Raw genomic sequence first — 26,427 nt, 5'->3', positions numbered from 1 at the left:
GGCATTCCCCATCCCGCCGGATTGATCCATAGTTATTAGGGTGGGCGTGAGCCGCCACCCGCGCTGCCCGAATCATCGGGCGGTGGCGGGGTCTACCTGGAGAGGAGTCCGCCCGCCCCGAACCCCACCCCCGGAGGAACCGCCATGACGGACCATCAGACCTCCTTGCCGCCCGGACGTCTTTATAGCGCCTGCGATCCGGGCGATTTCCCGTTCCAGACCACCGCCGAATTGGCCGATATCGGCATCGCCGTCGGCCAGGAGCGGGCCTTGGACGCCTTGCGCTTCGGTCTGGGCATGGGCCGGTCGGGCTTCAACCTGTTCGCCCTGGGACCGCCCGGCGCGGGCAAGGCCACCGTGGTGCGGGAGGTGGTCGCCCGCGAGGCCGAACACCGGCCCGTTCCCGACGATTGGTGTTATGTCCATAATTTCGCCGAGCCGTCCAAGCCCAAGACGCTGCGCCTGCCGCCGGGACTGGGGCGGCGCTTCGCCGAGGACGTGGCGCGGACCCTCGAAGAACTGGTCGGGGCCATTCCCGCCGCGTTCGAGGGCGAGGAATACCGGGCGCGGGCCGAGGAGATCGAGGAGGAGGCCAAGGAGCGCGAAAGCCACGCCATCGAGGAACTGCGCCGGGAAGCGGCCCGCCAGCATATCGCCTTGATCGAGACCCCGACCGGCTTCGCCTTCGCGCCCATCGACCCCAAGGACGAGGTGCTCAGCCCGGACCGTTTCCACCAACTGCCCGAGCGCCAGCAACAGGAAATCCAGGAACACGTCGCCCAGTTGCACCAGCAATTGACCAAGTTGATGCGACAGTTCCCGGCTTGGCGGCGCGAGGCCAAGCACAAGCTCAAGGCGCTGAACCGGGAGATCGCCGGTTTCGCCATCGGTCATCCCATGGCGGAACTGCGGGCCGATTATGCCGCCGTCGAGCCGGTGGCCGCCCATCTCGACCTGATGCGGCGCGAACTGATCGACCATGCCGACGATTTCTTTTCCAAGGCCGAAGGCAGCGGCGGGATGGCGGCGGCTTTGCTGGGGCAGGGCCAGCGGGTCAATCCTTGGCAGCGTTACGCGGTAAACCTCCTGGTCGATCACGACGGCGAGTCCAGCGCCCCCATCGTCTGCGAAAACCTGCCCACCCAGGCCAATCTGATAGGCCGGGTCGAATATCAGGCATTGATGGGCGCCTTGGTCACCGATTTCACCATGATCAAGGCGGGTGCCCTGCACCGGGCCAATGGCGGCTACCTGATATTGGACGCCCGCAAACTGCTGATGCAGCCCTATGCTTGGGACAGCTTGAAACGTACCCTGGAGACCGGGGAAGTCCGCATCGAGCCTTTGGAACGGACCTTGGGGTTCCTCAGCACCGCGACCCTGGAGCCCGAGCCGATTCCCTTGGATATCAAGGTGATCCTGACCGGGGACCGCGCTTTGTATTATTGGCTCAGCCTGTACGATCCCGAGTTCCGGGAGCTGTTCAAGGTCGCCGCCGATTTCGAGGAGACCATGGACCGCGACGCCGACGGCCATGCCCTGTATGCCCGTTTGATCGGCAGCTTGGCCCGGCGCAACGGTCTCAAGCCGCTGGATCGGGACGCGGTGATCCGGGTGGTGGAATGGTCGGCCCGCCGGGTCGAGGACAGCGAAAAACTTTCCACCCATTGGCGCGGCTTAGACGATTTGCTGAAGGAGGCCGATTATTGGGCCGGACAGCAAGGCCGGGCGCTCATCGTCCGCGAGGACGTACAGACCGCCATCGACCAACAAATCCGCCGTTCCGACCGGATACGCGAGCGGATTTACGAGGCCATCCGCCGCAAGACGATCTTCATCGATACCGAAGGCGGCGTGGTCGGCCAGATCAACGGCTTGTCGGTCATCAGCCTGAACGGTTTCGCCTTCGGCCAGCCCGCCCGCATCACCGCCACCACCCGGCTGGGCGCGGGCAAGGTGGTCGATATCGAGCGCGAAACCGCCCTGGGCGGCGCGTTGCATAGCAAGGGCGTGATGATCTTGTCCTCGTTCCTCGCCGCCCGCTATGCGCCGGGCCAGCCGTTGGCCTTGGCCGCGAGTCTCGTATTCGAGCAATCCTATGGCCTGGTCGATGGCGATAGCGCCTCGCTGGCGGAATTGTGCGCCCTCCTGTCCGCGTTGGCGGAACTGCCGATCCAGCAGCGGTTCGCGGTGACGGGTTCGGTCAACCAGCAGGGCCGGGTCCAGCCCATCGGCGGGGTGAACGAGAAGGTCGAGGGCTTCTTCGATATCTGCCGCGAATCCGGGCTGAGCGGACAACAGGGCGTGATTATCCCTGCGGCCAATATCAAGCGCTTGATGTTGCGTCGCGATGTGGTGGCGGCGGTGGCGGCGGGACGGTTCCAGGTCCATGCCGTGTCCTCGGTCGATCAGGCGCTGGCTTTGCTGATGGGCATGGAGGCCGGGGCGCGGGACGCCGCCGGGCAATTCCCCGCCGACAGCGTGAATGGCCGGGTGGAGCGCCGCTTGCTGGAATGGGCGGATATCCGCCGGCGGCTAGCCCAGTCCGAGCCGTCGGAAAAGAGCGAGGGGAGGGATGGCCATGGCTGAGGCGGACGTTCTCCAAGCCGCCCGGATCGTGGTGGCGTTGAACCTGTTGCGGAACGAGTCCGAGGTGTTGGAATTGGCGGCGATGTTGGCCGCCCGTAAACAGGCCCGCTTGCTGGCGCTGTTCGTCGAGGACGCCGATCTCGCCAATCTGGCCGGATTACCCTTCGCTAGGGAAGTCTGCCGCGATTCCACCGCCGAACGCGGGCTGGACCGCCTTCGGTTGGAACGCGCCCTGCGGGCCCGCGCCGGGCGTATCCAAGCCTTGTTGTCCCGCTTGAACCAGCGCTTGAGCATCGAGGTCGGTTTCAAGGCCGTGCGCGGGCCGTTCATGGCGACGGTGTTCGAGGAGGCGGGGCAGGTCGATATCCTGTGCCTGGGCCATAAGGCCGGACGGCCGCTCCAGCCCGCGGCGGCTCCGGTGTGGGCGCTGTACGACGGCTCCGCCGCGGCCGGGGCGGCTTTGCGTCTGGCGGAGGAATTGGCGCGGGGCGAGGGTTGTGGTTTATCGGTGGTGCTGCCGGTGGCGGATGGGGGTGGCTTCCAGGCCTTGGCGGCCCAGGTCTTGTCGCGTTGCGCGGAAGAGGGACGGGTGCCGGGTTTGTTCCCGGTCGAGCCGGGAGACGGGGTCAAGCTATTGCGGGGGATGCGGCAGTCCGGCTGTCGGGTGCTGGTGTTGGCGCGGCGCGGCGCCGACCTGGTGCCGACTTTGGCCGAGCAGGGGATTTATCCTTTGATCCTGGTGTGAGCCGGGTTCAAGCCCTGGGCCGGTAGTGGTATTTCAGGGCGATCACCACCAAGGCCAGGCATAGGGTCACGGCGTTGGCGACGATGATGGGCTTGGCGTCGAGCAGATAGCCGTAGAGCAGCCACAAGCCCACCCCCGCGCTGAACAGCGCGAACATCCCATACGACACGTCCTGGCCGGACTTGCTCCGCCAAATCTTCAGCACCTGTGGCACGAAGGACACGGTGGTCAGGCCGCCCGCGGCTAATCCCAATAAATCTAAATCGATGGTTTCCATAACGCTCGTTTGGGAGGGGCGGGGCCGTCGTTCCGGTGGGCACGGCGGCCCCGGTCTGGTCTATTCGGGTTTCAGGCCGGAGAAATAGGCCGCCAAATCCTCGATCTGCTGATCGCTCAGCGATCCGGCCATGCCGTTCATCATCGGGGCGTTGCGGGACTTATCCCGGTAGGCCTTGAGGGCGGTGATGAGATAGCCTTTCTTTTGTCCCGCCAAGTTGGGGAAGCTGTCGGCGGCGCTGATGCCCTTGGCCCCGTGGCAGCCCGCGCACAGACCGGTGGCCGTGGCCTTGGCGGCTTCCGCGTCGGCCCGTGCGGCGGTGCCCACCGCCATCAGTCCCGCTATCGCCAATATAGACAGAGTACGCATGGATTCCTCCTGGGGATCGGTAGGTCGTGCTTGTGGTAGAGCGGCCCGCCTGGGCGGACCTGGCGCTCTAGGATAGCAAGGCCGGACCTGGGTTCCCAAGCGCCCCCGCTCCGGGAAGCGCCGGGCGTGGCCGAAAAACTTGGGGCCGGGCCGCTCAAGTCGCCGGGGGCCGGGCCGATATAGCCTGTTAGGAACGGCGGGATGTCCGCCCAGGCGGACCGACGATCAGCTTCCGACCATCACTATCCGAATCCATAGAGAGGCGACCTATGAAACCCGCGCACTACGCTTTGAGGGAATACCAACAGAACCAGCTCGACGCCGGCGTGGCCTACGCCGATCCGCATACCTTGATCGCGATGCTGTTCGATGGCTTGCAGGACCGCATCGCCGTCGCCAAGGGCAGCATCGGGCGCGGTGCCTATGGCGAGAAGGCCAGGGTCATCGGCAATGCCATCGAAATCCTCAATTACCTGCAATCCTGCCTCGACCCCGGACAGGGCGGCGATATCGCCATCAATCTGGACCGGCTCTATGGCTATATGATCGAGCGCTTGTTCCTGGCCAGCTCCCGCAACGATATCGCCATGCTGGACGAGGTTGGCGATTTGGTCCGGGAGATCAAGGAAGGCTGGGATGGCATCCGCGAGGTGGTGCGGGCCGGAGCCTTGTCGTGAACCATGGGGGTTTCCCGGTGCGGCCCGGCAAAAACCTAGCCAGGGTGGCGGTTCCCTAGCATAATAAAAGGCTTTTACGCCTGACCCGAATCCCCTAGGTTGCCCCATGAGAAAAATCCTGATCGCTATTTGCGCGGTATCCGCCCTGGCCGCTTGTTCGACCAAGGAGCAGACCGGACTCAAGGAAATCCTGGTCGACAAGTTCAAGGACGACCAAGACCTGAAAGACTACAAGCTCGATCCCGAACCTGTCGCCGAGTGCGTGGTGAAGGAAATCACCGACTCCTTGCCGGGATTCGCCGGCGACCCGCGCCGTGAGCAGTATTTCGAGGCTTATGCCCGTTTCCTCAGCGTCAGGTCCCCCAACGACGCGGAGAAGGCCATCACCGATTACACCCAGTTGTTCGGCTCGCCCAAGCGGGCCCGCGAAGCCGCCAACGGCGTGACCGAATTCGTGATGAACTGCATGGGCAAGGCCATCGAGAAAGTGGGCGGCGGCGAGCCCGGCCAATAATCAACCCCTTCCCATCGAACAAGCCATTTATCCCTCCGCCGCGGGGGGTAAATGCCCGCCCGCCGGGTCCTATGCCACAATGAAGGCGTATGGACTCCGACCCCGACCGGACCTTCTCCCCCGCGCCCTGGGAATTTTCCACCATCGCCGCGCCTCCATGGCCGCGGTGTCGCGCTTCAGTCCCGCGGGCAACCCTCCAGTTTGTAAATGGCATAGCCCCGCGTCGCGATTTCCCCGCGCACGTCCTCCGGCGCGTCCGGCGTGCTATGGCAGTAGGCGCAACTTTCCGGGTTGACCTGGGCGTCGGGCGCGCCGATGGCGGCCAGCCAGGCGCGGGCGGCCCGCAAGGCCAGGGCCGGGTCGTTCGTGGGTAGGACCACATCGAAATGCAGGATGCCGCCCGTGGCGCGGGTAGCGAAGGTGTCGAAGACATGGAAGATGTTCATGGTGTTCCGCCCAGGCAGGGGTTGGTAGGGATGGAAAAAAAAGTAGCGCCGCCGGGGGCGGGTTTGGAACCGGCTTGGGCGGCGCTCCAGGCTTGAGGAAATCGGGAGCCGTTTGAAAAAGTATTGTGTCGATACTATTATCGGAGCCTAGCCTTGTCAATAACGATTGATCCGCGACCACCGTGCTTATGAACACCGACGCCATCTACGAATATCTGGAACGTATCGCCAACCTGCTCCGCACCGATGTGCGCAGGACGGGGATCGGCAACGGGTTGCAACCGGTGCAATTGGAAGCCTTGCACTACCTTGGCCGTTGCAACCGCTACAGCAATACCCCGGTGGCCGTGGCCGAATTCCTGGGGTTGACCAAGGGCACCGTCTCCCAGACCCTGGGGGTGTTGGAGGCCAACCACTTGATCGAGAAGCAGGCCGACGCCAAGGACCGCCGGGTGGTGCATCTGCGCCTGACCGAGGCCGGGGCGCATGTGGTGGCGGAATCGATCCCGCCGCAGGTGCTGAAATCGGCCTTCGACGGCCTGAGCGCAACCGAGGCAGGCGAGGTGTTGGGGGTGTTGGATTGGGTGCTGCGGCGCTTGCAGCAGGCCAACGGGCTCAAGACCTTCGGTGCCTGCAAGACCTGCCGCCATCATTTATTGGAAGCCGGTGGCGGGCGGCGTTGCGGACTTACCACCGAGGCGCTGTCCGAGGTGGACGCGGAGCAGCTTTGCCGCGAGCATGGGCATCCCGCCCAGGCCCGGGAGGATGCTTATTGAGCGGTTCCGGTCGCGAGCAATTCCCGGAAATCGTGGATGGCGGGGAATTCGTCGATCTCGCGGGGCGGACGCCGCGAATCGTTCTTGCGGATGGCGACCAGATGGGCGATGCCGAAGCGCCGCGCCGAGCGCAATACCGGGAGGCTATCGTCCACCAGCAGGGTCCGCGCCGGGTCGAAAGGCTCGATGCCGCCCAGCTTGTCCCAGAATACCGGGTCTTCCTTGGGGTGGCCCAGGCTATGGGAACTGACGATATGGTCGAAAAAGGCGTGGAGCCGGGTGCGCTCCATCTTGAGGCCAAGGCTCTTGGGATGGGCGTTGGTGACCAATACCAAGCGCTTGCCCAGGGCGCGGACCCCGTCCAAGAACTCGGTGACATGCGGCAGCACGGCGATCAGTCCGGCGATTTCCGCCTTCATATCGGCGATATCGAGCTGCAATTGTTCGCTCCAATAATCCAGGCAATACCATTCCAAGCGGCCCTCGGTGGCCTTGAAACGCGGTGCCAGCCGGGCGTTGGCTTCCTCCAAGCTCAGGCCATGGCGTTCGGCATAGCGCCGGGGCACGAATTCCAGCCAGAAGTGGTTATCGAAATTCAGGTCCAGCAAAGTGCCGTCCATATCGAGAAACACGCTGCTAATGTTTTGCCATTCGATCATAGGATAATATTTCCCCTGCCAGTCTTATCATCTAAGCCCCTTCCTCCCAAACCTACCCCACCCAGTGAGCAGCAACCGCGGATTCCAAGCCATGCCCATTAGAAAAGAACCCTCGCATTTCCTCGAACCCGTCATCGCGCTCGCCAAGGAGGCCGGCCGCCGTATCATGGAGATTTACGAATCGGACTTCCGGGTCGGCGTCAAGGAGGACAACTCCCCCTTGACCGCCGCCGACCTGGCTTCCCATCATTGCCTGGTCGAGGGCTTGGAAGCCCTGCATCCGGCCTATCCGGTGCTGTCCGAGGAATCCAAAGCCTTGCCCTTCGCGGCCCGTTCGGCTTGGGAGACCTATTGGCTGATCGATCCCCTGGACGGCACCAAGGAATTCGTCAAGCGCAACGGGGAATTCACCGTCAATGTCGCCTTGATCCACCGCCACCTGCCGGTGCTGGGCGTGGTCTACGCTCCGGCCAAGGATTTGTGCTATTTCGCTTCCGAAGGCTGCGGAGCGTTCCGCCAAGCGGGCGGGGCCGAACCCGGCAGCCTGCATGTCTGGACCCAGGCACCGCACAGGCTGCGCGTGGTGGGCAGCCGCTCCCATGGTGGGGAAGCCTTGGACCTTTATCTGAGCCGGGTCGGCGAACACGAACTGGTGTCCATCGGCAGCTCGCTCAAGCTGTGCTGGGTGGCCGAAGGCAGCGCCGACCTTTATCCCCGTATCGGCCTGACCTCGGAATGGGATACGGCGGCGGCGCATTGCGTGGTCAACGAGGCGGGCGGTCAGGTGACCGATTTGGCGGGGCGTCCCTTGTTGTACAACGCCAAGGAATCCCTCCTCAATCCGTATTTCCTGGTGTTCGGCGATAAATCCAGGGATTGGAGCGGCTACGCGGCGGGTATCGAGGGCTAGGTGTATGGGGGGCTGTGGGGATTTGCGGGATAAGTCCGCCCCTACAGCCCACCTCCGGTCACGCCGGAACGGCCAGGGGCGTGTGGTGGGCGGGGTCGCGGTAGACCACCCGGTCCCAGATGCTCATGGCCCAATCCAGGTCCACCCGCCACTCGCCCTTGAGCAACCATTCCACGATGGCCTGCCCGACATCCGGGAACACCACTTGGATGGTCCGGCCATTCTTCAGCCAATAGTCCACCGCCACCGCGTCCAATTCCGGCATCACCGCGCCCAACTGGGTTGCCTCCAGGGCCAGGGCGTTGGACAGCTGTTCCATCTGCGCCCGCAAGGGTTTCACCAACAGCTTCTTGCCCATTTGCAGGGCTTCGCAGGCCAGCTCGAAGCCGGCGTTGCACACCACGCCCGCCGCATCCCTGAGATCGTTCTGGAAACCGGCGCGGGAGAGTTGTTTGATATGGATATGCGGGGGTTTATGTTCGATATAATGGTGGGTATAAACATGGAATTGATAATCCCGGAAACCCTGGAATAGGTGTACGATATCGTGGATTTCTTCGAAGGGCAGATAAACCAATATCTTGTTTTGCTGGACCGGGCCGGGTTCCGGGGTTTCGATCACCGGCGGCAGGATCGGCTGGCCGAAATGGTGCCAATGCAGGCCCAGTCCGGTGGTGGCGGGCGCGAAATACCGCATGATATTGCGGGCGAAAATATCGTCCCCGGTGATGGGAATATCCTGCGGGAAGGCGTATTGGTGGCCGAGGCCGATGGTCTTGATGCCGCGTAGCCGGGCCGCCCAGGCGGTCACCGGCTCGAAGTCGGTGATGACCAGATCGTAGCCGGACAGGTCCAGCGATCTGATATCCCGCCAGAAATGGGTGGGATTGTTCTCGACGGCGGTTTTGAGATAGCTGACCCGGCCCGCATGGGTGTGGAAGGTCAAGCCCCGCCGCCATTGATAATCCCCGAACACCTCCATCTCGAACAATTGTTCCCAAGGGCGGCCCGTGAACAAGTAAGTCACCTCGATGCCAGCGGCCCGGAGGCGTGGTGCCATGACCCGCGCCCGGGTGATATGTCCATTGCCCGTGGCCTGGACGCCATAAAATATCTTCACGTACCGAGAATCCTCATGCTGAACAGGGCGATGCTGGTGCCCATGGTTGCGCCTACCAAAATATCGCTGGGGAAATGCACCCCGAGGAATATCCTAGACAAACCGACGCCGCTTGCCCAGAGGTAGGCGGGCACGGCCAGCGCGGGATGGAAGTAGGTCAAGAGGGTCGCCATGAGGAAAGCGGCGGAAGTATGCCCGGAGGGGAAGCTGAACTGGTCGGAAGGGATGATGAAACTGCGGAAATCGAACAGGGCGTCCTGCGGGCGGTTGCGCTTGAACCAATTCTTGAGGACGAAATAGACCGGGCGTTCGAGCAGGAAGGCGGCCAACCCGGTGGTCAGGAACAGCCGGTCGGCGGGGAGTCCGGTGTAGAACAGATAGACCGCGAACAGGGCGTACAGGCCGCCATCGCCGGAGCGGGAAACCCAGCGGCTGATTTGGGTGAAGAACGCGAGATGTTTCCGGGCCATGACCCAGTAGAACATCGATACATCGTATTGATGGATGGTGGATAAGAGCTTCATAGCGGCTCCTTCTATTGTTGTTGGAATAATGCGTTAACAGCGTAGGTCGGACGGATGACGGCGGAGTGAACCCAAGATGAAAAGTTAATGACGGGAAATAGTCCAAAAAAAAAGGGGGTCTATCAAGACCCCCTTTCGCTCGACGGGCAGCGGCGGCTAGCCTCAGCGTGGTAGCTCGGAAGCGCCCATCAGGTATTCATCGACGGCGCGGGCGCATTGCCGACCTTCGCGGATGGCCCAGACTACCAGGGATTGGCCGCGGCGCATATCGCCGGCGGTGAAGACCTTGTCGAGGGAAGTGCGGTAGTCCAGGGTGTTGGCCTTGACGTTGCGGCGCTCGTCGAGATCGACCCCGAGTTCCTGCAACATGCCGCCATGGACCGGATGCACGAAGCCCATGGCCAGCAGCACCATATCGGCTTTCAGGCTGAATTCGCTGCCTTCGACCTTGTTCATGACCCAGCGCCCGCCTTCGTTCTTCCATTCCACCTTGACGCAGTTGATCTGGGTGACCTGGCCGTTTTCGCCTTCCAGTGACACGGTATCGACGCTCCACATGCGCTCGCAGCCTTCTTCGTGGGAACTGGAGGTCCGCAGCTTGTTGGGCCAGTTGGGCCAGGTGGTGGCTTTGTTTTCCTTTTCGGGCGGTTTCGGCAGGATTTCCAACTGGGTGATGGAGACCGCGCCATGGCGTATCGAGGTGCCGATGCAATCGGAGCCGGTGTCGCCGCCGCCGATGACCACGACGTGCTTGCCTTTGGCGCTCAGGCTGGAGTCTTCCGGCAGCGCATCGCCCGCGTTGCGCTTGTTCTGCTGGGGCAGGAATTCCATGGCGAAATGCACGCCCTTGAATTCGCGGCCCGGCACGGTGAGGTCGCGCGGATGCTCGGAGCCGCCGGCCAAGACCACGGCGTCGAATTCATCGACCAATTGCTTGGCGGGAATGTCCTTGCCGATGTGCCAATTGGGGCGGAACACCACGCCTTCGGCTTGCATCTGGGCGATGCGGCGGTCGATGTGGTGCTTCTCGAACTTGAAATCGGGGATGCCGTAGCGCAAGAGGCCGCCGATGCGGTCGTTCTTCTCGAACACGACGACGCTATGCCCGGCCCGCGCCAATTGCTGGGCGGCGGCGAGTCCCGCCGGGCCGGAGCCCACGACGGCGACCTTCTTGCCGGTGCGGCGGGCGGGGATTTGCGGCTTGACCCAGCCCATTTCCCAAGCCTTGTCGATGATGGTGCATTCGATGGACTTGATGGTGACGGGTTCGTCGGTGAGGTTCAGGGTGCAGGCGGCTTCGCAGGGTGCGGGGCAGATGCGGCCCGTGAATTCCGGGAAGTTGTTGGTGCTGTGCAGCACCTCGATGGCTTCCTGGAAATTGCCCTGGTAAACCAGATCGTTCCAATCCGGGATGATGTTGTTGATGGGGCAGCCCTGATGACAATAGGGGATGCCGCAGTCCATACAGCGCGCGCCCTGCTTGGCGACTTCCTCCTCGGTCAACGGAATGACGAATTCCCGGTAGTGCTGGGTGCGGTCCGCCACCAGCGTGTAGCGCCTGTCCTGACGCGAGATTTCCATGAATCCCGTGGGTTTGCCCATTATGCTATTACCTCTTGATGGTGCCTGCCGGCACGCTTGAATCTATTTTCCAATGGCCCGGAAGTCCGGGATGGGCGGGCAGGGGCTGCCCGCCGCGTGCCGCTCAGTGCCGGACCTCGGCCTGCGCCTTGGCTTTCGCCATCTTTTCCAATGCCTGCTTGTAATCGACCGGCATGACCTTGACGAACTTCGGCAGGTAGGCCGCCCAGTTCTCCAGGATCAGCTTGGCCTTGGCGCTGCCGGTATAGTGGGCGTGGCGTTCGACCAGGGCGTGTAGGCGCTGGGCATCCTGCTTGGTCATGTCGCGCATGACATCGACCAGGCCATGGGTTTCGAGGTCGCCGCCCTGATGGTCCAGGGCTTCCAGCGCGGCGTCTTCCGCCGGGATCGGCTCCAATTCCACCATGGACAGATTACAGCGGCGGTCGAAATCGCCGGTTTCGTCCAGCACATAGGCCACGCCGCCCGACATGCCCGCCGCGAAGTTGCGGCCCGTGCTGCCCAGCACCACCACCACGCCGCCGGTCATGTATTCGCAGCCATGGTCGCCCACGCCTTCCACCACCGCGACCGCGCCGGAGTTGCGCACCGCGAAGCGCTCGCCCGCGACGCCGCGGAAATAGCACTCGCCTTGGATGGCCCCGTATAACACGGTGTTGCCGACGATGATGTTTTCCTCGGGCACGATGGGCGATTCGGCGGGCGGGTAGATGGCGATGCGGCCCCCGGACAAGCCCTTGCCGACATAGTCGTTGGCTTCGCCGACGAGTTCGAGGCTGATGCCCGCCGCCAGGAAGGTGCCGAAGCTCTGGCCCGCCGTGCCGTGCATACGGACATGGATGGTGTCTTCCGGCAAACCGGCATGGCCATAGCGCTTCGCCACCTCGCCCGAGAGCATTGCGCCCACGGTGCGGTTGAAGTTGCGCACGCCGATGTCGATGCTGACCGGTTTCTTGGTCTCCAAGGCCGGCGTCGCCATGTCGATCAACTGGCGGTCCAGCGCTTGGTTGAGGCCGTGATCCTGGCTTTCGGTGTTGGCGATGGCGACGCCCGCGCCCGCATCCGGCTTATACAGCAAGCGCGACAGGTCGATCTTGGACGCCTTCCAATGGGCCACGGCTTTGCGCATGTCGAGGCGGTCGGCTTGGCCGATCATTTCCGCGAAGCTGCGGTAGCCCAGCTTGGCCATGAGTTGGCGCACTTCCTCGGCGATGAAGAAGAAGAAGTTCACCACATGCTCCGGCTGGCCGGTGAAGCGCTTGCGGAGTTCCGGGTCTTGGGTGGCGACGCCGACGGGGCAGGTGTTCAGATGGCATTTGCGCATCATGATGCAGCCTTCGACGATCAGGGGCGCGGTGGCGAAGCCCATTTCGTCGGCACCCAACAGGGCGGCGATGACTACGTCACGGCCCGTCCGCATGCCGCCATCGGCCTGCACGCAAATCCGGCCCCGCAGCTTGTTCAGCACCAAGGTCTGGTGGGTTTCGGCCAAACCGATTTCCCAGGGCAAACCGGCATGCTTGATCGAGGTGATCGGGCTGGCCCCGGTGCCGCCGTCGTAACCGGCGATGGTCACATGGTCGGCATGGGCCTTGGCGACGCCCGCCGCGACCGTGCCGACGCCCACTTCCGACACCAGCTTGACGCTGATGCGGGCTGCCGGGTTCACGTTCTTGAGGTCGTGGATGAGCTGCTTCAAGTCTTCGATGGAATAGATGTCATGGTGCGGCGGCGGCGAAATCAGGCCGACACCGGGGGTCGAATGGCGCACCTTGGCGATGACCGCATCGACCTTGTGCCCTGGGAGCTGGCCGCCTTCACCCGGCTTCGCGCCCTGCGAAATCTTGATCTGGATGTCATCGGCGTTGACCAGATATTCGGCGGTCACGCCAAAACGCCCGGAAGCCACCTGCTTGATGGCGGAACGCATGGAATCGCCGTTTGCCAGCGGGGTGAAGCGCTCCGGCAGTTCGCCACCTTCGCCGGTGTTGGATTTGCCGCCGATGCGGTTCATGGCGATGGCCAGCGTGGTGTGGGCTTCGTAGGAGATCGAGCCGAACGACATTGCGCCGGTGGCGAAACGCTTGACGATGTCCTTGGCGGATTCCACTTCTTCCAGCGGCACCGGCGCACGGTCGTACTTGAAGTCCAACAAGCCGCGCAGGGTCAGCAAGCGCTCGTTCTGCTCGTTGATGGATTTCGTGTAATCGACGTAGGTATCCCAGTTGTTGGTGCGGGTGGCGTGCTGGAGCTTGGAAATGGTTTCCGGAGTCCAGACATGGTCTTCGCCGCGCACGCGGAAGGCGTATTCGCCGCCCACATCCAAGGCGTTGCGGTAGAGGGGCGCATCGCTGTAGGCCGTGCGATGGCGGCGCACCGCTTCCTCGGCAATCTCTTTCAGACCCGCGCCATCGGTGGTGCAGGAGGTGCCCGCGAAATACTGGTTCAGGAAATCATCGCTCAGGCCGATGGCGTTGAACACCTGGGCGCCGCAGTAGGATTGGTAGGTCGAGATGCCCATCTTGGACATAATCTTGAGCAGCGCCTTGCCGATGGCTTTGATATAGCGCTTGTGGACCTCGTCCTCGGAGATTTTCTCGGACAGGGTCGTGCGCAGGTCGGACAGCGTGTCGAAGGCCAGATAGGGGTTGATGGCTTCCGCGCCATAGCCCGCCAGCAGGGCGAAGTGATGCACCTCGCGGGCCTCGCCGGTTTCGATTACCAAGCCCACCTGGGTGCGGAGGCCGGTGTTGATCAGGTGGTAATGCACGGCGGAAGTGGCCAGCAATGCCGGGATGGCGATATGGTCGGCATCCATGTCGCGGTCGGACAGCACCAGGATATTGTCGCCCGCGTGGACGGCTTGCTCGGCCTGGGCGCATAGGGATTTCAGCGCCGGTTCCATCCCGCTCGCGCCCGCGTCCGCCGGATAGCAGAAGCTCAGGGTGGAAGTCTTGAACGCGCCGCCGGTGCGGGCCTCGATGCGGCGGATTTTCTCCAAATCCTTGTTGGTCAGGATGGGCTGATGCACTTCCAGGCGCTTATGGGTGCCGCCATGGTTAAGACCCAACAGGTTCGGGCGCGGCCCGATGTGGGAGACCAGGGACATGACCAGTTCCTCGCGGATCGGGTCGATGGCCGGGTTGGTGACCTGGGCGAAAGCCTGCTTGAAATAGTCGTACAGCAAGCGCGGACGGGCCGACAGCACGGCCAGCGCCGCGTCGGTGCCCATGGAACCGACCGGCTCTTGGCCGCTCGCGGCCATGGGTTTCAGGAAGAACTTGATGTCTTCCTGGGTGTAGCCGAAGGCTTGTTGACGGTCCAACAGGGTCTGCGAATCCGGCGGCATCGCGGCCACTTCCGGCGGCAGCTTTTCCAACTGGATTTGGGTCTCGCTCAACCATTGCTGGTAGGGGGCTTTATCGGCCAGTTCCGCCTTGATTTCGGCGTCGTCGATGATGCGGCCCTGCTCGGTGTCGATGAGGAACATCTTGCCCGGCTGCAAGCGCCATTTCTTGACGATCTTGCTTTCCGGGATGTCGAGGACGCCCATTTCCGAAGCCATGACCACGTAATCGTCATCGGTGATGAGGTAGCGGGCGGGGCGCAGACCGTTACGGTCCAGGGTCGCGCCGATTTGGCGGCCATCGGTGAAGGCCACGGCGGCGGGGCCGTCCCAAGGCTCCATCAGGGCCGAGTGGTATTCGTAGAAGGCGCGGCGCTTCTCGTCCATCAGCGGATTGCCGGCCCAGGCTTCCGGGATCAGCAGCATCATGGCGTGGACCAGCGAATAGCCGCCCATGACCAGAAGTTCCAGCGCGTTGTCGAAGCAGGCCGAGTCGGATTTGCCGCCGCCGATCAAGGGCCAAATCTTGTTGATGTCGTCGCCCAAGAGTTCCGAGGCCATGGAATAGCGGCGGGCGGCCATCCAGTTGATATTGCCGCGCACGGTGTTGATTTCGCCGTTGTGGGCGATCATGCGGAAGGGATGGGCCAAATCCCAGGTCGGGAAGGTGTTGGTGGAAAAACGTTGATGCACCAGGGCCAGGGCCGATACCAAGCGCTCGTCCTGCAAATCCTGGTAGAACACGCCGACTTGATCGGCCAGCAACATGCCTTTGTAAACCAGCGTCCGCGAGGAGAAGGACGGGATGTAGAACATCTTGCCTTCGGCCAGGTTGAGGTCGCGGATTTGGTTGTCGATTTGCTTGCGGATGACGAACAGCTTGCGTTCGAAGGTGTTCTGGTCGGCGCAAGTGGCGGCGCAGCCGACGAAGACTTGGCGGATGACCGGCTCGATGGCTTTGACCGATTCGCCCAGCCCCGTGTTATCGACCGGCACATCGCGCCAACCCAGGAAGTTTTGGCCTTCGGCGGCGATGATGGCTTCGATGATTTTTTCGCAGGCGGCGCGGTGTTCGGGGTTGCGCGGCAGGAACACCATGCCGACGCCGTAGCTGCCGACTTGCGGTAGGGAGATGCCGAGCCGGGCGCATTCCTCGCGCAGGAAGGCGTCGGGCGTCTGCACCAAAATCCCCGCGCCGTCCCCGGCCAGGGGGTCCGCGCCCACCGCGCCCCGGTGGGTGATGTTTCTGAGGATTTCCAGACCCTTGCAAACAATCTCGTGGCTCTTCTGGCCCTTGATGTGGGCGATGAAGCCCACGCCGCAAGCGTCGTGTTCGTTGCGGGGGTCGTACAGCCCCTGCTTGGCGGGGATGGCGTTATAACTCATGGATTAACCTCTTCTACGGGGCGTGGCGAACGACCGTGCAAGGGCGATGCCGCCCTAAGCGGATGCCCTGGGCAGGCGCGATGCGTGGCCGCTGGTATTGGATTTACGGGGTCGGCGGGCGGTTCGGCGGCTGCCGGGCGGACTCGAAATGGCCGGAAAATATAAAGAATTTCGGGGTTTCTTTCAAGTGATACAGGGGTTTGGCAAGATTGGGCGGGACTTGGGGCGGTGGGTGGGTAAGAGCGCACCGTAAGGGGGCGGGGTTCACCGGAATGGATAGGGTGCCGCCGGGTTCCGCACCGATTTTAGGAGCTTGGTCGGCGGGCGCGGGGGATGGGGTTTCGGAAACAGGCTTGCCCCGCCGACCAATGGCTTGAGCATGGCTTAACGCTCGATGCGGTAGCCCAGGGCGATGATGGCTTTCAGGGTTTGCAGGGCGGTTTGGCGGTCGTATTCCTTTTCCGAGTCTGGCAGTTCGGCGTAGGGAATCAGGCAGGGGTGTTCCAGCTTGGCATCGTCGCGCACCGGGCCGAAGCGCCAGCCGTCCGCCAAGCGTTGCGTGGCCCAGGTATCGTGGGTGTGCTCGGCTAGGCGTTCGGTGAGCTGGCGGATGTCTTCCGTGAGTTCGACGGCGGTGGTGTCGATGGGATTGGGGATATATCCATTCATGGGGAAATTTCCAGTGTTGGGGGAATGCCGGAATTATGGTTCAAATATGTGGCTCCAGCGGTTTGGCCCGGAAAATAACGCGCCAATCGGTGAGTTCTTGACTCATCGCCTCGTTGGCTTGCTCGGCCAGATTTTCCAACTTGGCGGCGGAAAGCGGTGTGCCGCCCTGTAGGCTCAATTCATTCACGATGCTTTTCAATTTTTTCAACATGCCTTCGGACCGGTCGGCGACGCGCCTATATTCGCCATGGCCGAACAAACCATGGAGGGCCGCGCCCAAAGCGGGTAACACGGCGGCGGCGATGGCCGCGATGTCCATGACGTATCCGAGGATTTTCTTATATTCTTCAAAATGCTCTTGGGCAAAATGTGCGCCGAAATGGATGAAGCAAGCGACGATAATGGAACACATCAGAACATAGTCTGCCGTATGAATCGCCATGGCGATGTTATTATTGCGGTGGAAATTCTTGGCGTGATACCGCACCTGATCGCAGAGCAATTCGGCGAGATATTCCGTATAGCCTTGCCGATAGGCTTGGGTAAAGCCACCGGCGGGCACGGCGGGAAGACCTTCCGCACGGTTCACCGCTCGCGTCAACCATAGCACCCAGCCATAAGAGCGGTCATGCTCCGTTGCGTAGTCGGGCATTTCCAACGAAACCATGCCGCCAATGGGTAATAAAAACATCCTTTGCCGCAATAACTCGGCCAATAGGCGGAAGTCAAGCCAGCGTTCGTGGAGTTGGCGGTGATGGCAAAGGAACCAAAGCCACAAAATCACTCCAATCGAGATCAGTTCTCCAAAAGTTAGCCAGGGGGAGAGCTTTGCTATTATACCGTCAAATAGGTCTTCAAATATTCTGAATGGACCACTCAACAAGGCCAGAAAAACCGCTACGAAAGTCAATGAAAACATCAGGCAATAGGTGCCACGGTATTCGTCGGCGTAGTAAGTCGCAAGGCGATCCGCCCATAGGAAGTGCTTGCGGACATTATTCCTGAGTTCGGTTTCCACCGAGACCGTTGCCGGGGGTGGGACCGGCAGCTTGGTGATCGCTGTCTCGATGGCATCCCACTGGTATAGCGCGCCTTGCTGATAACTGTTGTTCCAGCCATTAAGCTGGCGTTTGCCTAGCGCCGCGAAAAACAGCCGGTAGCTGCTTGCCACGGGGGTTAACTTGGGCTCGGGGTGCTGGAAATAGGCGCAACGGATGCTATCCCCGCCGACTTCTGGTGGATGCTTGGGAGGGTGGGCGGTGCCGTGGTCTTGTTGTTCCTTGCAATCCCGTGCTTGGTTCGGGGCTGCGGCGCTGGGGGCTGGTGGCTGGGGTGGCAGGAGGATTTGGCGGATACGCTGTTCCATGGAATCATCGACCGCGAGCGCCCGCCAAGTGTTTCCGGTCAGTTCGTGGTCACGGAATTCTATGCAATCCGGCTGATGGGCCAGGATACGCACGGTCGGAATCCGGTCCCGGCCCGCCCGGGCCACCATGCCGGCGGTGCCCACGGAAGTTTTGTTTTCGATGCCGTCCCATATCGCCAGCAGGATATCCGAGTGGCGCAGCAGGAGTTGGCCCGCTTTCCAGTAAGCCAGGTTCTTATCCCCCTCGGTCTGCCGGATTCCGTCGAGTTCAAGTATCCGGTTGCGTGGATCGGCTTGGATTTTTGCCAGTAATCCGTCGAATTCGCCGCGGGTGTCATAGGGATGGTTGGCCTGTTCCTCGAAATCCTTGCGATATTCATCCACCGGGAACGGCAGCGGGCATTGCACTTCATAACCCGCCGCAAGCGCAGATTCGGCGGCGATGCGGTCGGCACCTTCGGCCAGGGGGGAGAGAAGGCGCAGCGCGGGTTGTTCGTCAAGGTCGTAGATTTGGTCCGTCCCCGGCGCTCCGGCAAGTTCGTGAAAGGCTTGGGCGATGCGTTCCAACACCTCGGCAATGCTGGCCCGCAAGGTTTCCTGTTGATCCGGGTTCAGGCGGTTGGGGCGGTGTCCGGTGACGCCTACATTCAAAGCCAGCCGGGGTTTGGGTGGATGCGTTTCAACGGGTGGGTTCATCGCTATCTCCTTGGGTTTGCTTGGGTTGTAATCGGATGTCGGTTGCAAAATCGGCGTGGGGGGAGCGGACGGCCTAGTGTTGTTTTCGACCGTTTGGGCTGTTGCCGCTTGTGGCTTCGATCTCGGCGATTTGCCCCTTAATAAACTCCAACGCCTGCCGCCATTGGACGTGGTCCGGGGTTTTGGCCGACAGCGGTTCGAGGAGGGCGAGGGCGGCTTGGAATTCGGCCAGCGCTGCGGTGGGTTTTTGCAGCTTCCGTAGCAGCAACCCAAGCTTGCCGTGGCTGAAGGCCAGATCACCCTGCCAACCGGCGTTGGCCGGGTCTTGCGCCGCCAGCTTTTCGCGGAGGGTGAGGCTGGCCCGGTAGCTCGCCAGCGCCCCGGCCAAGTCGCCCTGCGCGCTCTGCGCGTCGCCGATCTTCTCGTAGCTGACCGACAGGTCGCGCTGCCACCCGGCGTTGGCCGGGTCTTGCGCCGCCAGCTTTTCGAATATGGCATGGCTGGCCCGGAAGCTCGCCAGCGCCCCGGCCAAGTCGCCCTGCGCGCTCTGCACCTCGCCGACCTTGTTGTAGCTGACCGACAGGTCGCGCTGCCAACCGGCGTTGGCCGGGTCTTGCGCCGCCAGCTTTTCGCGGAGGGTGAGGCTGGCCCGGTAGCTCGCCAGCGCCCCGGCCAAGTCGCCCTGCGCGCTCTGCGCGTCGCCGATCTTCTCGTAGCTGACCGACAGGTCGCGCTGCCACCCGGCGTTGGCCGGGTCTTGCGCCGCCAGCTTTTCGAATATGGCATGGCTGGCCCGGAAGCTCGCCAGCGCCCCGGCCAAGTCGCCCTGCGCGCTCTGCACCTCGCCGACCTTGTTGTAGCTGACCGACAGGTCGCGCTGCCAACCGGCGTTGGCCGGGTCTTGCGCCGCCAGCTTTTCGCGGAGGGCGAGGCTGGCCCGGTAGCTCGCCAGCGCCCCGGCCAAGTCGCCCTGCGCGCTCTGCACGTCGCCGACCTTGTTGTAGCTGACCGACAGGTCGCGCTGCCAACCGGCGTTGGCCGGGTCTTGCGCCGCCAGCTTTTCGCGGATAACGAGGCTGGCCCGGAAGCTCGCCAGCGCCCCGGCCAAGTCGCCCTGCGCGCTCTGCACCTCGCCGACCTTGTTGTAGCTGACCGACAGGTCGCGCTGCCAACCGGCGTTGGCCGGGTCTTGCGCCGCCAGCTTTTCGCGGATAACGAGGCTGGCCCGGAAGCTCGCCAGCGCCCCGGCCAAGTCGCCCTGCGCGCTCTGCACCTCGCCGACCTTGTTGTAGCTGACCGACAGGTCGCGCTGCCAACCGGCGTTGGCCGGGTCTTGCGCCGCCAGCTTTTCGGCAATAGCAAGGCTGGCCCGGAAGCTCGCCAGCGCCCCGGCCAAGTCGCCCTGCGCGCTCTGCACGTCGCCGATTTTCTCGTAGCTGACCGACAGGTCGCGCTGCCAACCGGCGTTGGCCGGGTCTTGCGCCGCCAGCTTTTCGGCAATAGCGAGGCTGGCCCGGAAGCTCGCCAGCGCCCCGGCCAAGTCGCCCTGCGCGCTCTGCACGTCGCCGATTTTCTCTTGGCTGACCGACAGGTCGCGCTGCCAACCGGCGTTGGCCGGGTCTTGCGCCGCCAGCTTTTCGCGGAGGGCGAGGCTGGCCCGGAAGCTCGCCAGCGCCCCGGCCAAGTCGCCCTGCGCGCTCTGCACGTCGCCGACCTTGTTGTAGCTGACCGAGAGATTACGCTGGCTATCTGTGTCCTCAGGGTCTTGGATCGCCAGCTTTTCGAGAATGACATGCGCCGCTTTATAGCGCTCCATCGCACCGGGCAAATCTCCCAAAGCCAATCGCTGATCACCTTGCTTTTGCAGGTTCGATGCTTTTTCCCGCAACGAATCCGCCGTCTCCCCCCGTAATTCATCAATCCGCCGCAACAAATCCGCATTCTGCTCGAAAGTCTCTTGCAGGATTTGCAGCGTGCCGGGGATATTTTCGAGCCGGTCGGGCAGTTGGTAAGTCAGCCGGTTCACCACCTGCAAAGCCAAGCCGGCGGCGGTTTCCGCCTTCTTCCGCTCCAGAGCATTGAGATAGCCGAACCCACCCAAAGCCACCACCACCGCCCCCACGCCGACCCGAAAAAGCCAGCGCCGCCGCCGGATGCGCTGGAGCGACCCATCCAAAAACGCCGCGGTCTCCACATCCAACCTCACCCAAGGCTGCTTCAACAACAGCTTGGCATCCTGCTCCTGCTTGCCCGGATTCAACAGATAACCCACATCGCGCCCGGCTTCCCGCCAGCGTCCGGCGAGTTCCTCCATGCGGGCGCGGATCGCCAGCAATTCGGCATCCTCGGCGATCCATCCGCGCAAGCGCTGCCAAGTGCGCAACAAAGCCTCATGCACCGGCTCCACCGTGGCGGCATGGCTAGCGCCGTTGTCGTCGCTGCTCAACAAGCGGGCCTCGATCAACCGGCCCACCGCTTCCCATTGCGCCGGATCGTCGCGGAAATCCGCCAAGGCCGCCCGCCGCCGCAAAGCCTTGCCGCCATCCCAGTCCACCAACTGCCGGAACACATCCCGCACCGCCGCCAGACTCGCCTCGCCCAAAGCTTGCACCGTGTCTTCCGCCGCTTGGGCGACCGCGCCATCCAAACCGCCCAGCGCTGCGTAATCGGCATAGCTCAACACCGTTTCGCCCCGCTCGCGGGTACGCCGGTATAGCTCGTCCAAGGTGAATTCCAACAAGGGCAAGGCGCAGGGATTGGCGGCGGCGTTTTCCAGCAAGCGGGCATCCAAGCGGCGGCCCTCGCGCAGTTCGAAATCCATCCCGGCGGCACGGGCCGGATAACGGATGATTTCGCCTAATTCGGCCTCGTTCGGCGGCGACAAATCGTACTGGCCTTCCCCGGCCTTCAACGCGCCCAGCACCGGATGCCCGGCGGCCTCGGGATAGAACTCCCCGCGCATCCCGGCCAAAGCCCACACCCGCCCCGCGCCGACCAAGGCTTGAACCGCCGCCAGCAAGGCATCCCGCGCTGTGGCACCGCAGCGGAAGATTTCTTCCAAGGGGTCCACCACCAACACCAGCCGCGCCACCGGCGCGAAGTTCCAGCGGCGTTCTTGGCGCAAGCGCTCGGCGGCGGCATCCAGCGCCTTGGACAGGGGACCGGCCAAACCTTCCGGGTGGTGGGCCAGTTGCTCGGCCAAAGCTTGGCTATCGCCGAAACCGGCTTGGGCCAATTCCGGCAAAGCGCTGTCGGCCAGCAAGGCGGCGGCGAGGCCACGCGGTAAATCGCCGCCCACCGCAGCGGCGGGCCGGAACACGGCATAACGCCACAGGTCCACACCCGCCACCCGGCGTTGTTCGACCAAAGCGTGCAACAACCCGGCCCGCAGCAACGAGGACTTGCCCGCGCCGCTAGCGCCCAGCACCAGCACGAAAGGTCGCCCGGCGTCGGCCTGCGCCCCGAGCTGCGCCAACACCGCATGGACGGCGGCGTCCCGGCCACGGAAGACCGGCGCGTGTTCCAGATCGAAATAGGCCAAGCCGCGATAAGGCGATTGGTCGCGGGTCCAGGACGGCAGTTCGTCGATCTCCGTGCGGTATTGCGGGCAATGCTCGCGCAAAGCCATGCGGAGGTGTTCGGTGAATTGGCGCTCGAAATCGTCGGCGTCGGCGAAGCTGTTGAACCCGGCTTTGAAGTGGTCGTCCGCGCTGCCCAGCCAATGCTGGAGGAATTCGTCCAGCAGCGCCTTTTGCCGCTCTTTGTCGGCCTTGTGGGGGTCGGACAGGGAAACCAGTACTTCCGCCGTCTTGCGATAAATCCAAAGGTCCGGCGTTTTCCGGGTGTTCCGATAGCCCGCGACGGCGTCCTCGAACTCGAATTCGGTGCCGGAACGATAGGGCGTGCCGTCGCCGCGCTGGAACTTGTCTTCCGGCAGGCGCGTTCCCAGCCGCGACCACAGGATGCACACCACCAGATCGGTGGCCGAGGGCAGCTTCTTGATTTGGTCTTGGAAATGCTGGTGGGCGCTCTGCGGCTGATGCTCCCAGAAGATCGGTTCCAGGAGGACGTAGCGGTCGAATTCGGTTTGTAGTTTGCGGATGACCCGCTCGGCCCGGCGGCGCTCGTCTTCCACGTCGCCGGGCGAGGAAATGAAGATGGAGAAGGTTTGCATGAAGCGGATTCCCCCTGTCCGAATAAAGCTCTACAGGAGGATTGGGTCGCCGCGCCGCTGGGTTTAACGGCGCGGCATGGTTTCGGGCTAAGGGCCGCGCATCCCCCATCGCGGCGAGCTAGCGCCGATTATAGCCATAAGCTTACACCACAAGGAATTCATCTCCCGCTTGATTCACTTTACTGGCTTGCCCTTACGCGCCGCCTCATACACCGGCATCAACTGCTGCGCCCGCGCCTGCATCGCCGCGATGCGTGATTGCGGATTGGGATGGGTACTCAGCCAATCCGAGCCGCTATTGCCGCTGACCTTGATCATTTTCTGCCACAACGTCACCGCCGCATTGGGATTGAAACCAGCCCGCGCCGCCAGTTCGATGCCGACGCTATCGGCCTCGCTTTCGGCTTGACGGCTGTTGGGGAGTTGTAGCCCGACCGTAGCGAGGGTGTCGGCCATTCCGGCCAGGCCGCTCACGTCGTAGCCCGCCGCCGCTCCCGCCATGACCCCGAGTCCGATCCCCAGCTTCTGCATCTGCACCCGTGACAACTTCTCGGCCTGGTGCGAAAGCAGGGCGTGGGAAATCTCGTGGCCCAGCACCTCGGCCAGTTCGTCGTCGGTGGGCTGGATGGCTTTGAGCAAACCGGTATAGACCGCGATCTTGCCGCCGGCCATGCACCAGGCGTTGATTTCGTCGCTTTGCAGGACGTGGATTTCCCAGCGCCATTGGGCGGTTTCGGGACGCTTCTTGATGGCCTGGGCGATGATGGGCTGGGCGATGGCGCGGACCCGTTGGAGCTGGGCCGGGTTGTCGTCGAGAGCGCGTTGCTGGCTGGCTTGGTTCAGCAACTGGCTATAGGCTTGGGCCGATTGCTGGGCGGCCTGGGTGTCGCTGACCAGGGCGGCTTGTTGACGGCCCGTGATGGGATTGGTGGCGCATCCGGGCAGGCTGGCCAGGAAGGCGGACAGGACGAGGATGTTGGCGAAACGTGGCATGGCGTGGACTCCCGTGGTTGTGGCCCGTGGGCCGATGGCGGGGAAAATACGGCTTTCCCGCGGTTTGCGCCACTCATCACCGGACGCCATTCGGGCTAGAATGGCGCGATACGCCATCCCCGGCCCACTTCAGGAGTACCCGCGCCCATGTCTGAGACCGTTTACGAAATCTTCCCGGAAATCGCGGCCAAGGCCCACGCCGACGCGGTGGGTTATCGGGACGCCTATGCCCGTTCGCTCCAAGACCCGGAAGGTTTCTGGGCCGAGCAGGCGGACAAATTCGCGACCTGGTTCGAGCCTTGGAGCCAGGTCAGCCGGGTGGATTATCACACCGCGCAAATCCGCTGGTTCGAGGGTGGCAAGCTCAATGTCAGCTATAACTGCCTGGACCGCCATTTGGCCGAACGCGGCGACCAGACCGCGATTATCTGGGAAGGCGACGACCCCGCGCTGGACCGCAAGATCACCTACCGCGAGTTGCACGCGGAAGTCTGCCGCTTTGCCAACGCGCTCAAGGATAAGGGCGTGGGCAAGGGCGACCGGGTGTGCATCTATATGCCGATGATTCCTGAGGCGGCGGTGGCGATGTTGGCCTGCACCCGGATCGGCGCGGTGCATTCCATCGTGTTCGGGGGGTTTTCCGCCGACGCCCTGCGTGATCGTATTCTCGACGCCGATTGCCATACCGTGGTTTGCGCCGACGAGGGGCGGCGTGGCGGCAAAACCGTCCCGTTGAAGGCCAATATGGATGAGGCTTTGCGCTCCTGCCCGAATGTTGTCACGGCTTTCGTAGTGCGCAATACCGGCGCGGCGGTGGACTGGGTGGCAGGCCGGGATGTGTGGTATCACGCAGCGCTGGCGCAGGCCGAACCCGAATGCCCGCCGGAAACCATGGATGCCGAGGATACCCTGTTCATCCTCTATACCTCCGGCTCGACCGGCAAGCCCAAGGGCGTGTTGCATACCACGGGCGGCTATCTGGTCTACGCCGCCATGACCCATCACTACGGCTTCGATTACCAGCCGGGCGAAATCTATTGGTGTACCGCCGACGTGGGCTGGGTCACGGGGCATTCCTATGTGGTCTACGGGCCGCTCGCCAACGGGGCCACGACCTTGATGTTCGAGGGCGTGCCGACCTTCCCGGCTTGCGACCGTTTCTGGCAGGTGATCGACAAGCACCAGGTCAATATCTTCTACACCGCGCCCACCGCCATCCGCGCCCTGATGGCCCAGGGCGACGCCTGGGTTAAAAACACCCGCCGGACCAGCCTGCGCGTGCTGGGTTCGGTCGGCGAGCCGATCAACCCGGAAGCCTGGGAATGGTATTACCATGTGGTCGGCGAGGGCCGCTGCCCGGTAATGGATACCTGGTGGCAGACCGAAACCGGCGGCATCCTCATCACCCCGTTGCCCGGCGCGATCCGGCTCAAACCGGGTTCCGCGACCCTGCCATTTTTTGGCATTGTGCCCGCCATCGTGGACAACGAGGGCAAGGTATTGGAAGGCGCGTGCGAAGGCATCCTCACCCTGGCCCAATCCTGGCCGGGACAGGCGCGGTCGGTGTTCGGCGATCATAAACGCTTCTTCGAGACCTATTTCTCGGCCTATCCGGGCAAATATTTCACCGGCGACGGCGCCCGCCGCGACGCGGACGGGTATTATTGGATCACCGGACGGGTGGACGATGTGCTGAACGTTTCCGGCCACCGCATGGGCACCGCCGAAATCGAAAGCGCCCTGGTGCTGCACGATAAAGTGGCGGAAGCGGCGGTGGTGGGTTATCCGCATGACATCAAGGGCCAGGGCATTTATGCCTATGTCACCTTGGTCGCGGGCGAGGAACCCGGTCCCGCGCTGGAAAAGGAATTGATCCAACTGGTACGCAAGGAAATCGGGGCCATCGCCACCCCGGATATCATCCAATGGGCACCGGCCCTGCCGAAAACCCGCTCGGGGAAGATCATGCGGCGCATCCTCCGCAAGGTCGCCGCCAACGAACTGGGCAACCTGGGCGATATTTCCACCCTGGCGGACCCTGCCGTGGTCGAGGATATCATCGAACACCGGGCCAATAAGAACTAACCGCAATCACCGAGGATAGACGCATGAAATTGATCACCGCCATCATCAAGCCGTTCAAATTGGACGATGTCCGGGAAGCCCTGTCGGATATCGGCATCACCGGCATCACCGTGACCGAAGTCAAGGGTTTCGGTCGCCAGAAGGGCCACACCGAGCTTTACCGCGGCGCGGAGTATGTGGTCGATTTCCTGCCCAAGGTGAAGGTCGAGGTGGCCGTCACCGATGGCCTGCTGGACCAGGCGGTCGATTGCATCATCAAGGCCGCCAATACCGGCAAGATCGGCGATGGCAAAATTTTCGTGTATAGCCTGGATCAGGCCATCCGCATCCGCACGGGGGAGACGGGCGAGCAGGCGGTTTGAAGCTGTTTGGGCGGGCGGCGGGCCGCGGAACATGGCCCGCCGCCGTTTGGCCGGTTGTTGAGAGGCCGGGACTTGGCGATTCGCTCCGGGTCATGGGTTGGACATATCGCACACCCATAATGTGGAGTCCCTTTTCCAGCCA

The 26,427-nt window shown here is 63.0% G+C and carries 20 protein-coding genes; 8 read left to right on the top strand and 12 right to left on the bottom strand.

Features of this window, described 5'->3' with window-relative positions:
* The first annotated feature begins 144 nt into the window (after positions 1 to 144).
* Together B9N93_RS12680 and B9N93_RS12675 are read left to right on the top strand one after the other, a co-directional pair.
* Positions 145 to 2,589 carry a Lon protease family protein gene (locus B9N93_RS12680; protein WP_085214180.1) on the top strand — a complete coding sequence of 815 codons (2,445 nt, stop codon included), beginning with the start codon at positions 145 to 147 and terminating at the stop codon, positions 2,587 to 2,589.
* The gene (locus tag B9N93_RS12675; RefSeq protein ID WP_125468969.1) at positions 2,582 to 3,334 is read left to right on the top strand and encodes a hypothetical protein; all 753 of its coding nucleotides are present in this window, start codon (positions 2,582 to 2,584) and stop codon (positions 3,332 to 3,334) included. The genes B9N93_RS12680 and B9N93_RS12675 overlap by 8 nt, the downstream gene beginning before the upstream one ends.
* 7 nt (positions 3,335 to 3,341) lie before the next feature.
* Here the strand turns inward: B9N93_RS12675 and B9N93_RS12670 are convergent, their stop codons facing one another.
* Positions 3,342 to 3,611 carry a SemiSWEET family sugar transporter gene (locus B9N93_RS12670; protein ID WP_085214176.1) on the bottom strand — a complete coding sequence of 90 codons (270 nt, stop codon included), beginning with the start codon at positions 3,609 to 3,611 and terminating at the stop codon, positions 3,342 to 3,344.
* A 60-nt stretch (positions 3,612 to 3,671) separates the two neighbouring features.
* The gene (locus B9N93_RS12665) at positions 3,672 to 3,980 is read right to left on the bottom strand and encodes a c-type cytochrome (RefSeq protein ID WP_085214174.1); all 309 of its coding nucleotides are present in this window, start codon (positions 3,978 to 3,980) and stop codon (positions 3,672 to 3,674) included.
* 269 nt (positions 3,981 to 4,249) lie between these two features.
* Between B9N93_RS12665 and fliS the strand changes: the two genes are divergently transcribed.
* Complete coding sequence (gene fliS / locus B9N93_RS12660) at positions 4,250 to 4,657, top strand: flagellar export chaperone FliS (protein ID WP_085214172.1); 408 nt, start codon at positions 4,250 to 4,252, stop codon at positions 4,655 to 4,657.
* A gap of 106 nt (positions 4,658 to 4,763) precedes the next feature.
* Positions 4,764 to 5,171: a membrane lipoprotein lipid attachment site-containing protein gene (locus B9N93_RS12655; RefSeq protein ID WP_085214170.1), complete on the top strand. Its 408-nt coding sequence runs from the start codon at positions 4,764 to 4,766 to the stop codon at positions 5,169 to 5,171.
* A 176-nt stretch (positions 5,172 to 5,347) separates the two neighbouring features.
* Here B9N93_RS12655 and B9N93_RS12650 read toward each other — a convergent pair whose 3' ends face one another.
* Entirely contained in the window at positions 5,348 to 5,617 is a 270-nt protein-coding gene (locus B9N93_RS12650; RefSeq protein ID WP_085214168.1) for a DUF2024 family protein, read from the bottom strand.
* A gap of 188 nt (positions 5,618 to 5,805) precedes the next feature.
* Here B9N93_RS12650 and B9N93_RS12645 point away from each other — a divergent pair, with 188 nt between their 5' ends.
* Positions 5,806 to 6,393: a MarR family winged helix-turn-helix transcriptional regulator gene (locus B9N93_RS12645; protein ID WP_085214166.1), complete on the top strand. Its 588-nt coding sequence runs from the start codon at positions 5,806 to 5,808 to the stop codon at positions 6,391 to 6,393.
* On the opposite strand, the gene yrfG is transcribed toward B9N93_RS12645, so the two are convergent.
* The gene (yrfG, locus tag B9N93_RS12640) at positions 6,387 to 7,052 is read right to left on the bottom strand and encodes a GMP/IMP nucleotidase (protein WP_085214164.1); all 666 of its coding nucleotides are present in this window, start codon (positions 7,050 to 7,052) and stop codon (positions 6,387 to 6,389) included. The genes B9N93_RS12645 and yrfG overlap by 7 nt on opposite strands.
* 91 nt (positions 7,053 to 7,143) lie before the next feature.
* Here yrfG and cysQ point away from each other — a divergent pair, with 91 nt between their 5' ends.
* Positions 7,144 to 7,962 carry a 3'(2'),5'-bisphosphate nucleotidase CysQ gene (gene cysQ / locus B9N93_RS12635; RefSeq protein ID WP_085214162.1) on the top strand — a complete coding sequence of 273 codons (819 nt, stop codon included), beginning with the start codon at positions 7,144 to 7,146 and terminating at the stop codon, positions 7,960 to 7,962.
* Positions 7,963 to 8,020: 58 nt separating this feature from the next.
* Here the strand turns inward: cysQ and B9N93_RS12630 are convergent, their stop codons facing one another.
* The 8 genes from B9N93_RS12630 to B9N93_RS12595 all read right to left on the bottom strand — a co-directional run bounded on the left by B9N93_RS12630 (position 8,021) and on the right by B9N93_RS12595 (position 23,838).
* Positions 8,021 to 9,082, bottom strand: a complete 1,062-nt coding sequence (locus B9N93_RS12630) for an MJ1255/VC2487 family glycosyltransferase (RefSeq protein WP_085214160.1) — start codon at positions 9,080 to 9,082, stop codon at positions 8,021 to 8,023.
* The gene (locus B9N93_RS12625; protein WP_085214158.1) at positions 9,079 to 9,606 is read right to left on the bottom strand and encodes a phosphatase PAP2 family protein; all 528 of its coding nucleotides are present in this window, start codon (positions 9,604 to 9,606) and stop codon (positions 9,079 to 9,081) included. Before B9N93_RS12625 ends, B9N93_RS12630 begins: the two co-directional genes overlap by 4 nt.
* Positions 9,607 to 9,768: 162 nt before the next feature.
* Complete coding sequence (locus tag B9N93_RS12620) at positions 9,769 to 11,208, bottom strand: glutamate synthase subunit beta (protein ID WP_085214156.1); 1,440 nt, start codon at positions 11,206 to 11,208, stop codon at positions 9,769 to 9,771.
* 103 nt (positions 11,209 to 11,311) lie between these two features.
* Entirely contained in the window at positions 11,312 to 15,940 is a 4,629-nt protein-coding gene (gene gltB / locus B9N93_RS12615; RefSeq protein WP_085214154.1) for a glutamate synthase large subunit, read from the bottom strand.
* Between the two features lie 384 nt (positions 15,941 to 16,324).
* Entirely contained in the window at positions 16,325 to 16,609 is a 285-nt protein-coding gene (locus tag B9N93_RS12610; protein ID WP_085214152.1) for a RyR domain-containing protein, read from the bottom strand.
* A gap of 40 nt (positions 16,610 to 16,649) precedes the next feature.
* The gene (locus B9N93_RS12605; protein WP_125468968.1) at positions 16,650 to 18,545 is read right to left on the bottom strand and encodes a hypothetical protein; all 1,896 of its coding nucleotides are present in this window, start codon (positions 18,543 to 18,545) and stop codon (positions 16,650 to 16,652) included.
* Positions 18,546 to 18,744: 199 nt separating this feature from the next.
* A complete protein-coding gene (locus B9N93_RS12600) occupies positions 18,745 to 22,845 on the bottom strand; it encodes an ATP-binding protein (RefSeq protein ID WP_085214148.1) in 4,101 nt (1,366 codons plus the stop codon).
* Positions 22,846 to 23,019: 174 nt separating this feature from the next.
* Complete coding sequence (locus B9N93_RS12595) at positions 23,020 to 23,838, bottom strand: M48 family metallopeptidase (protein ID WP_085214146.1); 819 nt, start codon at positions 23,836 to 23,838, stop codon at positions 23,020 to 23,022.
* 147 nt (positions 23,839 to 23,985) lie between these two features.
* On the opposite strand from B9N93_RS12595, the gene acs reads away from it, so the two are divergent.
* Together acs and glnK are read left to right on the top strand one after the other, a co-directional pair.
* Positions 23,986 to 25,923, top strand: coding sequence for an acetate--CoA ligase (gene acs / locus B9N93_RS12590; protein ID WP_085214144.1), 1,938 nt, complete (start codon positions 23,986 to 23,988; stop codon positions 25,921 to 25,923).
* A 23-nt stretch (positions 25,924 to 25,946) separates the two neighbouring features.
* The gene (gene glnK / locus B9N93_RS12585; RefSeq protein ID WP_085214142.1) at positions 25,947 to 26,285 is read left to right on the top strand and encodes a P-II family nitrogen regulator; all 339 of its coding nucleotides are present in this window, start codon (positions 25,947 to 25,949) and stop codon (positions 26,283 to 26,285) included.
* Positions 26,286 to 26,427: the final 142 nt, after the last annotated feature.

It is taken from the genome of Methylomagnum ishizawai (assembly GCF_900155475.1).
Classification (GTDB): Bacteria; Pseudomonadota; Gammaproteobacteria; order Methylococcales; family Methylococcaceae; genus Methylomagnum; species Methylomagnum ishizawai_A.
This window is presented reverse-complemented; position numbering and strand designations above follow the sequence as displayed.

Excerpts from the sequence above, each read along its gene's own strand:
- yrfG (WP_085214164.1), bottom strand. The coding sequence starts at position 7,052 with ATGATCGAATGGCAAAACATTAGCAGCGTGTTTCTCGATATGGACGGC.
- B9N93_RS12645 (WP_085214166.1), top strand. The coding sequence starts at position 5,806 with ATGAACACCGACGCCATCTACGAATATCTGGAACGTATCGCCAACCTG.
- B9N93_RS12595 (WP_085214146.1), bottom strand. The coding sequence starts at position 23,838 with ATGCCACGTTTCGCCAACATCCTCGTCCTGTCCGCCTTCCTGGCCAGC.
- acs (WP_085214144.1), top strand. The coding sequence starts at position 23,986 with ATGTCTGAGACCGTTTACGAAATCTTCCCGGAAATCGCGGCCAAGGCC.
- B9N93_RS12675 (WP_125468969.1), top strand. The coding sequence starts at position 2,582 with ATGGCTGAGGCGGACGTTCTCCAAGCCGCCCGGATCGTGGTGGCGTTG.
- B9N93_RS12650 (WP_085214168.1), bottom strand. The coding sequence starts at position 5,617 with ATGAACATCTTCCATGTCTTCGACACCTTCGCTACCCGCGCCACGGGC.
- fliS (WP_085214172.1), top strand. The coding sequence starts at position 4,250 with ATGAAACCCGCGCACTACGCTTTGAGGGAATACCAACAGAACCAGCTC.
- B9N93_RS12670 (WP_085214176.1), bottom strand. The coding sequence starts at position 3,611 with ATGGAAACCATCGATTTAGATTTATTGGGATTAGCCGCGGGCGGCCTG.
- glnK (WP_085214142.1), top strand. The coding sequence starts at position 25,947 with ATGAAATTGATCACCGCCATCATCAAGCCGTTCAAATTGGACGATGTC.
- cysQ (WP_085214162.1), top strand. The coding sequence starts at position 7,144 with ATGCCCATTAGAAAAGAACCCTCGCATTTCCTCGAACCCGTCATCGCG.
- B9N93_RS12680 (WP_085214180.1), top strand. The coding sequence starts at position 145 with ATGACGGACCATCAGACCTCCTTGCCGCCCGGACGTCTTTATAGCGCC.
- B9N93_RS12625 (WP_085214158.1), bottom strand. The coding sequence starts at position 9,606 with ATGAAGCTCTTATCCACCATCCATCAATACGATGTATCGATGTTCTAC.
- B9N93_RS12600 (WP_085214148.1), bottom strand. The coding sequence starts at position 22,845 with ATGCAAACCTTCTCCATCTTCATTTCCTCGCCCGGCGACGTGGAAGAC.
- gltB (WP_085214154.1), bottom strand. The coding sequence starts at position 15,940 with ATGAGTTATAACGCCATCCCCGCCAAGCAGGGGCTGTACGACCCCCGC.
- B9N93_RS12620 (WP_085214156.1), bottom strand. The coding sequence starts at position 11,208 with ATGGGCAAACCCACGGGATTCATGGAAATCTCGCGTCAGGACAGGCGC.
- B9N93_RS12655 (WP_085214170.1), top strand. The coding sequence starts at position 4,764 with ATGAGAAAAATCCTGATCGCTATTTGCGCGGTATCCGCCCTGGCCGCT.
- B9N93_RS12610 (WP_085214152.1), bottom strand. The coding sequence starts at position 16,609 with ATGAATGGATATATCCCCAATCCCATCGACACCACCGCCGTCGAACTC.
- B9N93_RS12665 (WP_085214174.1), bottom strand. The coding sequence starts at position 3,980 with ATGCGTACTCTGTCTATATTGGCGATAGCGGGACTGATGGCGGTGGGC.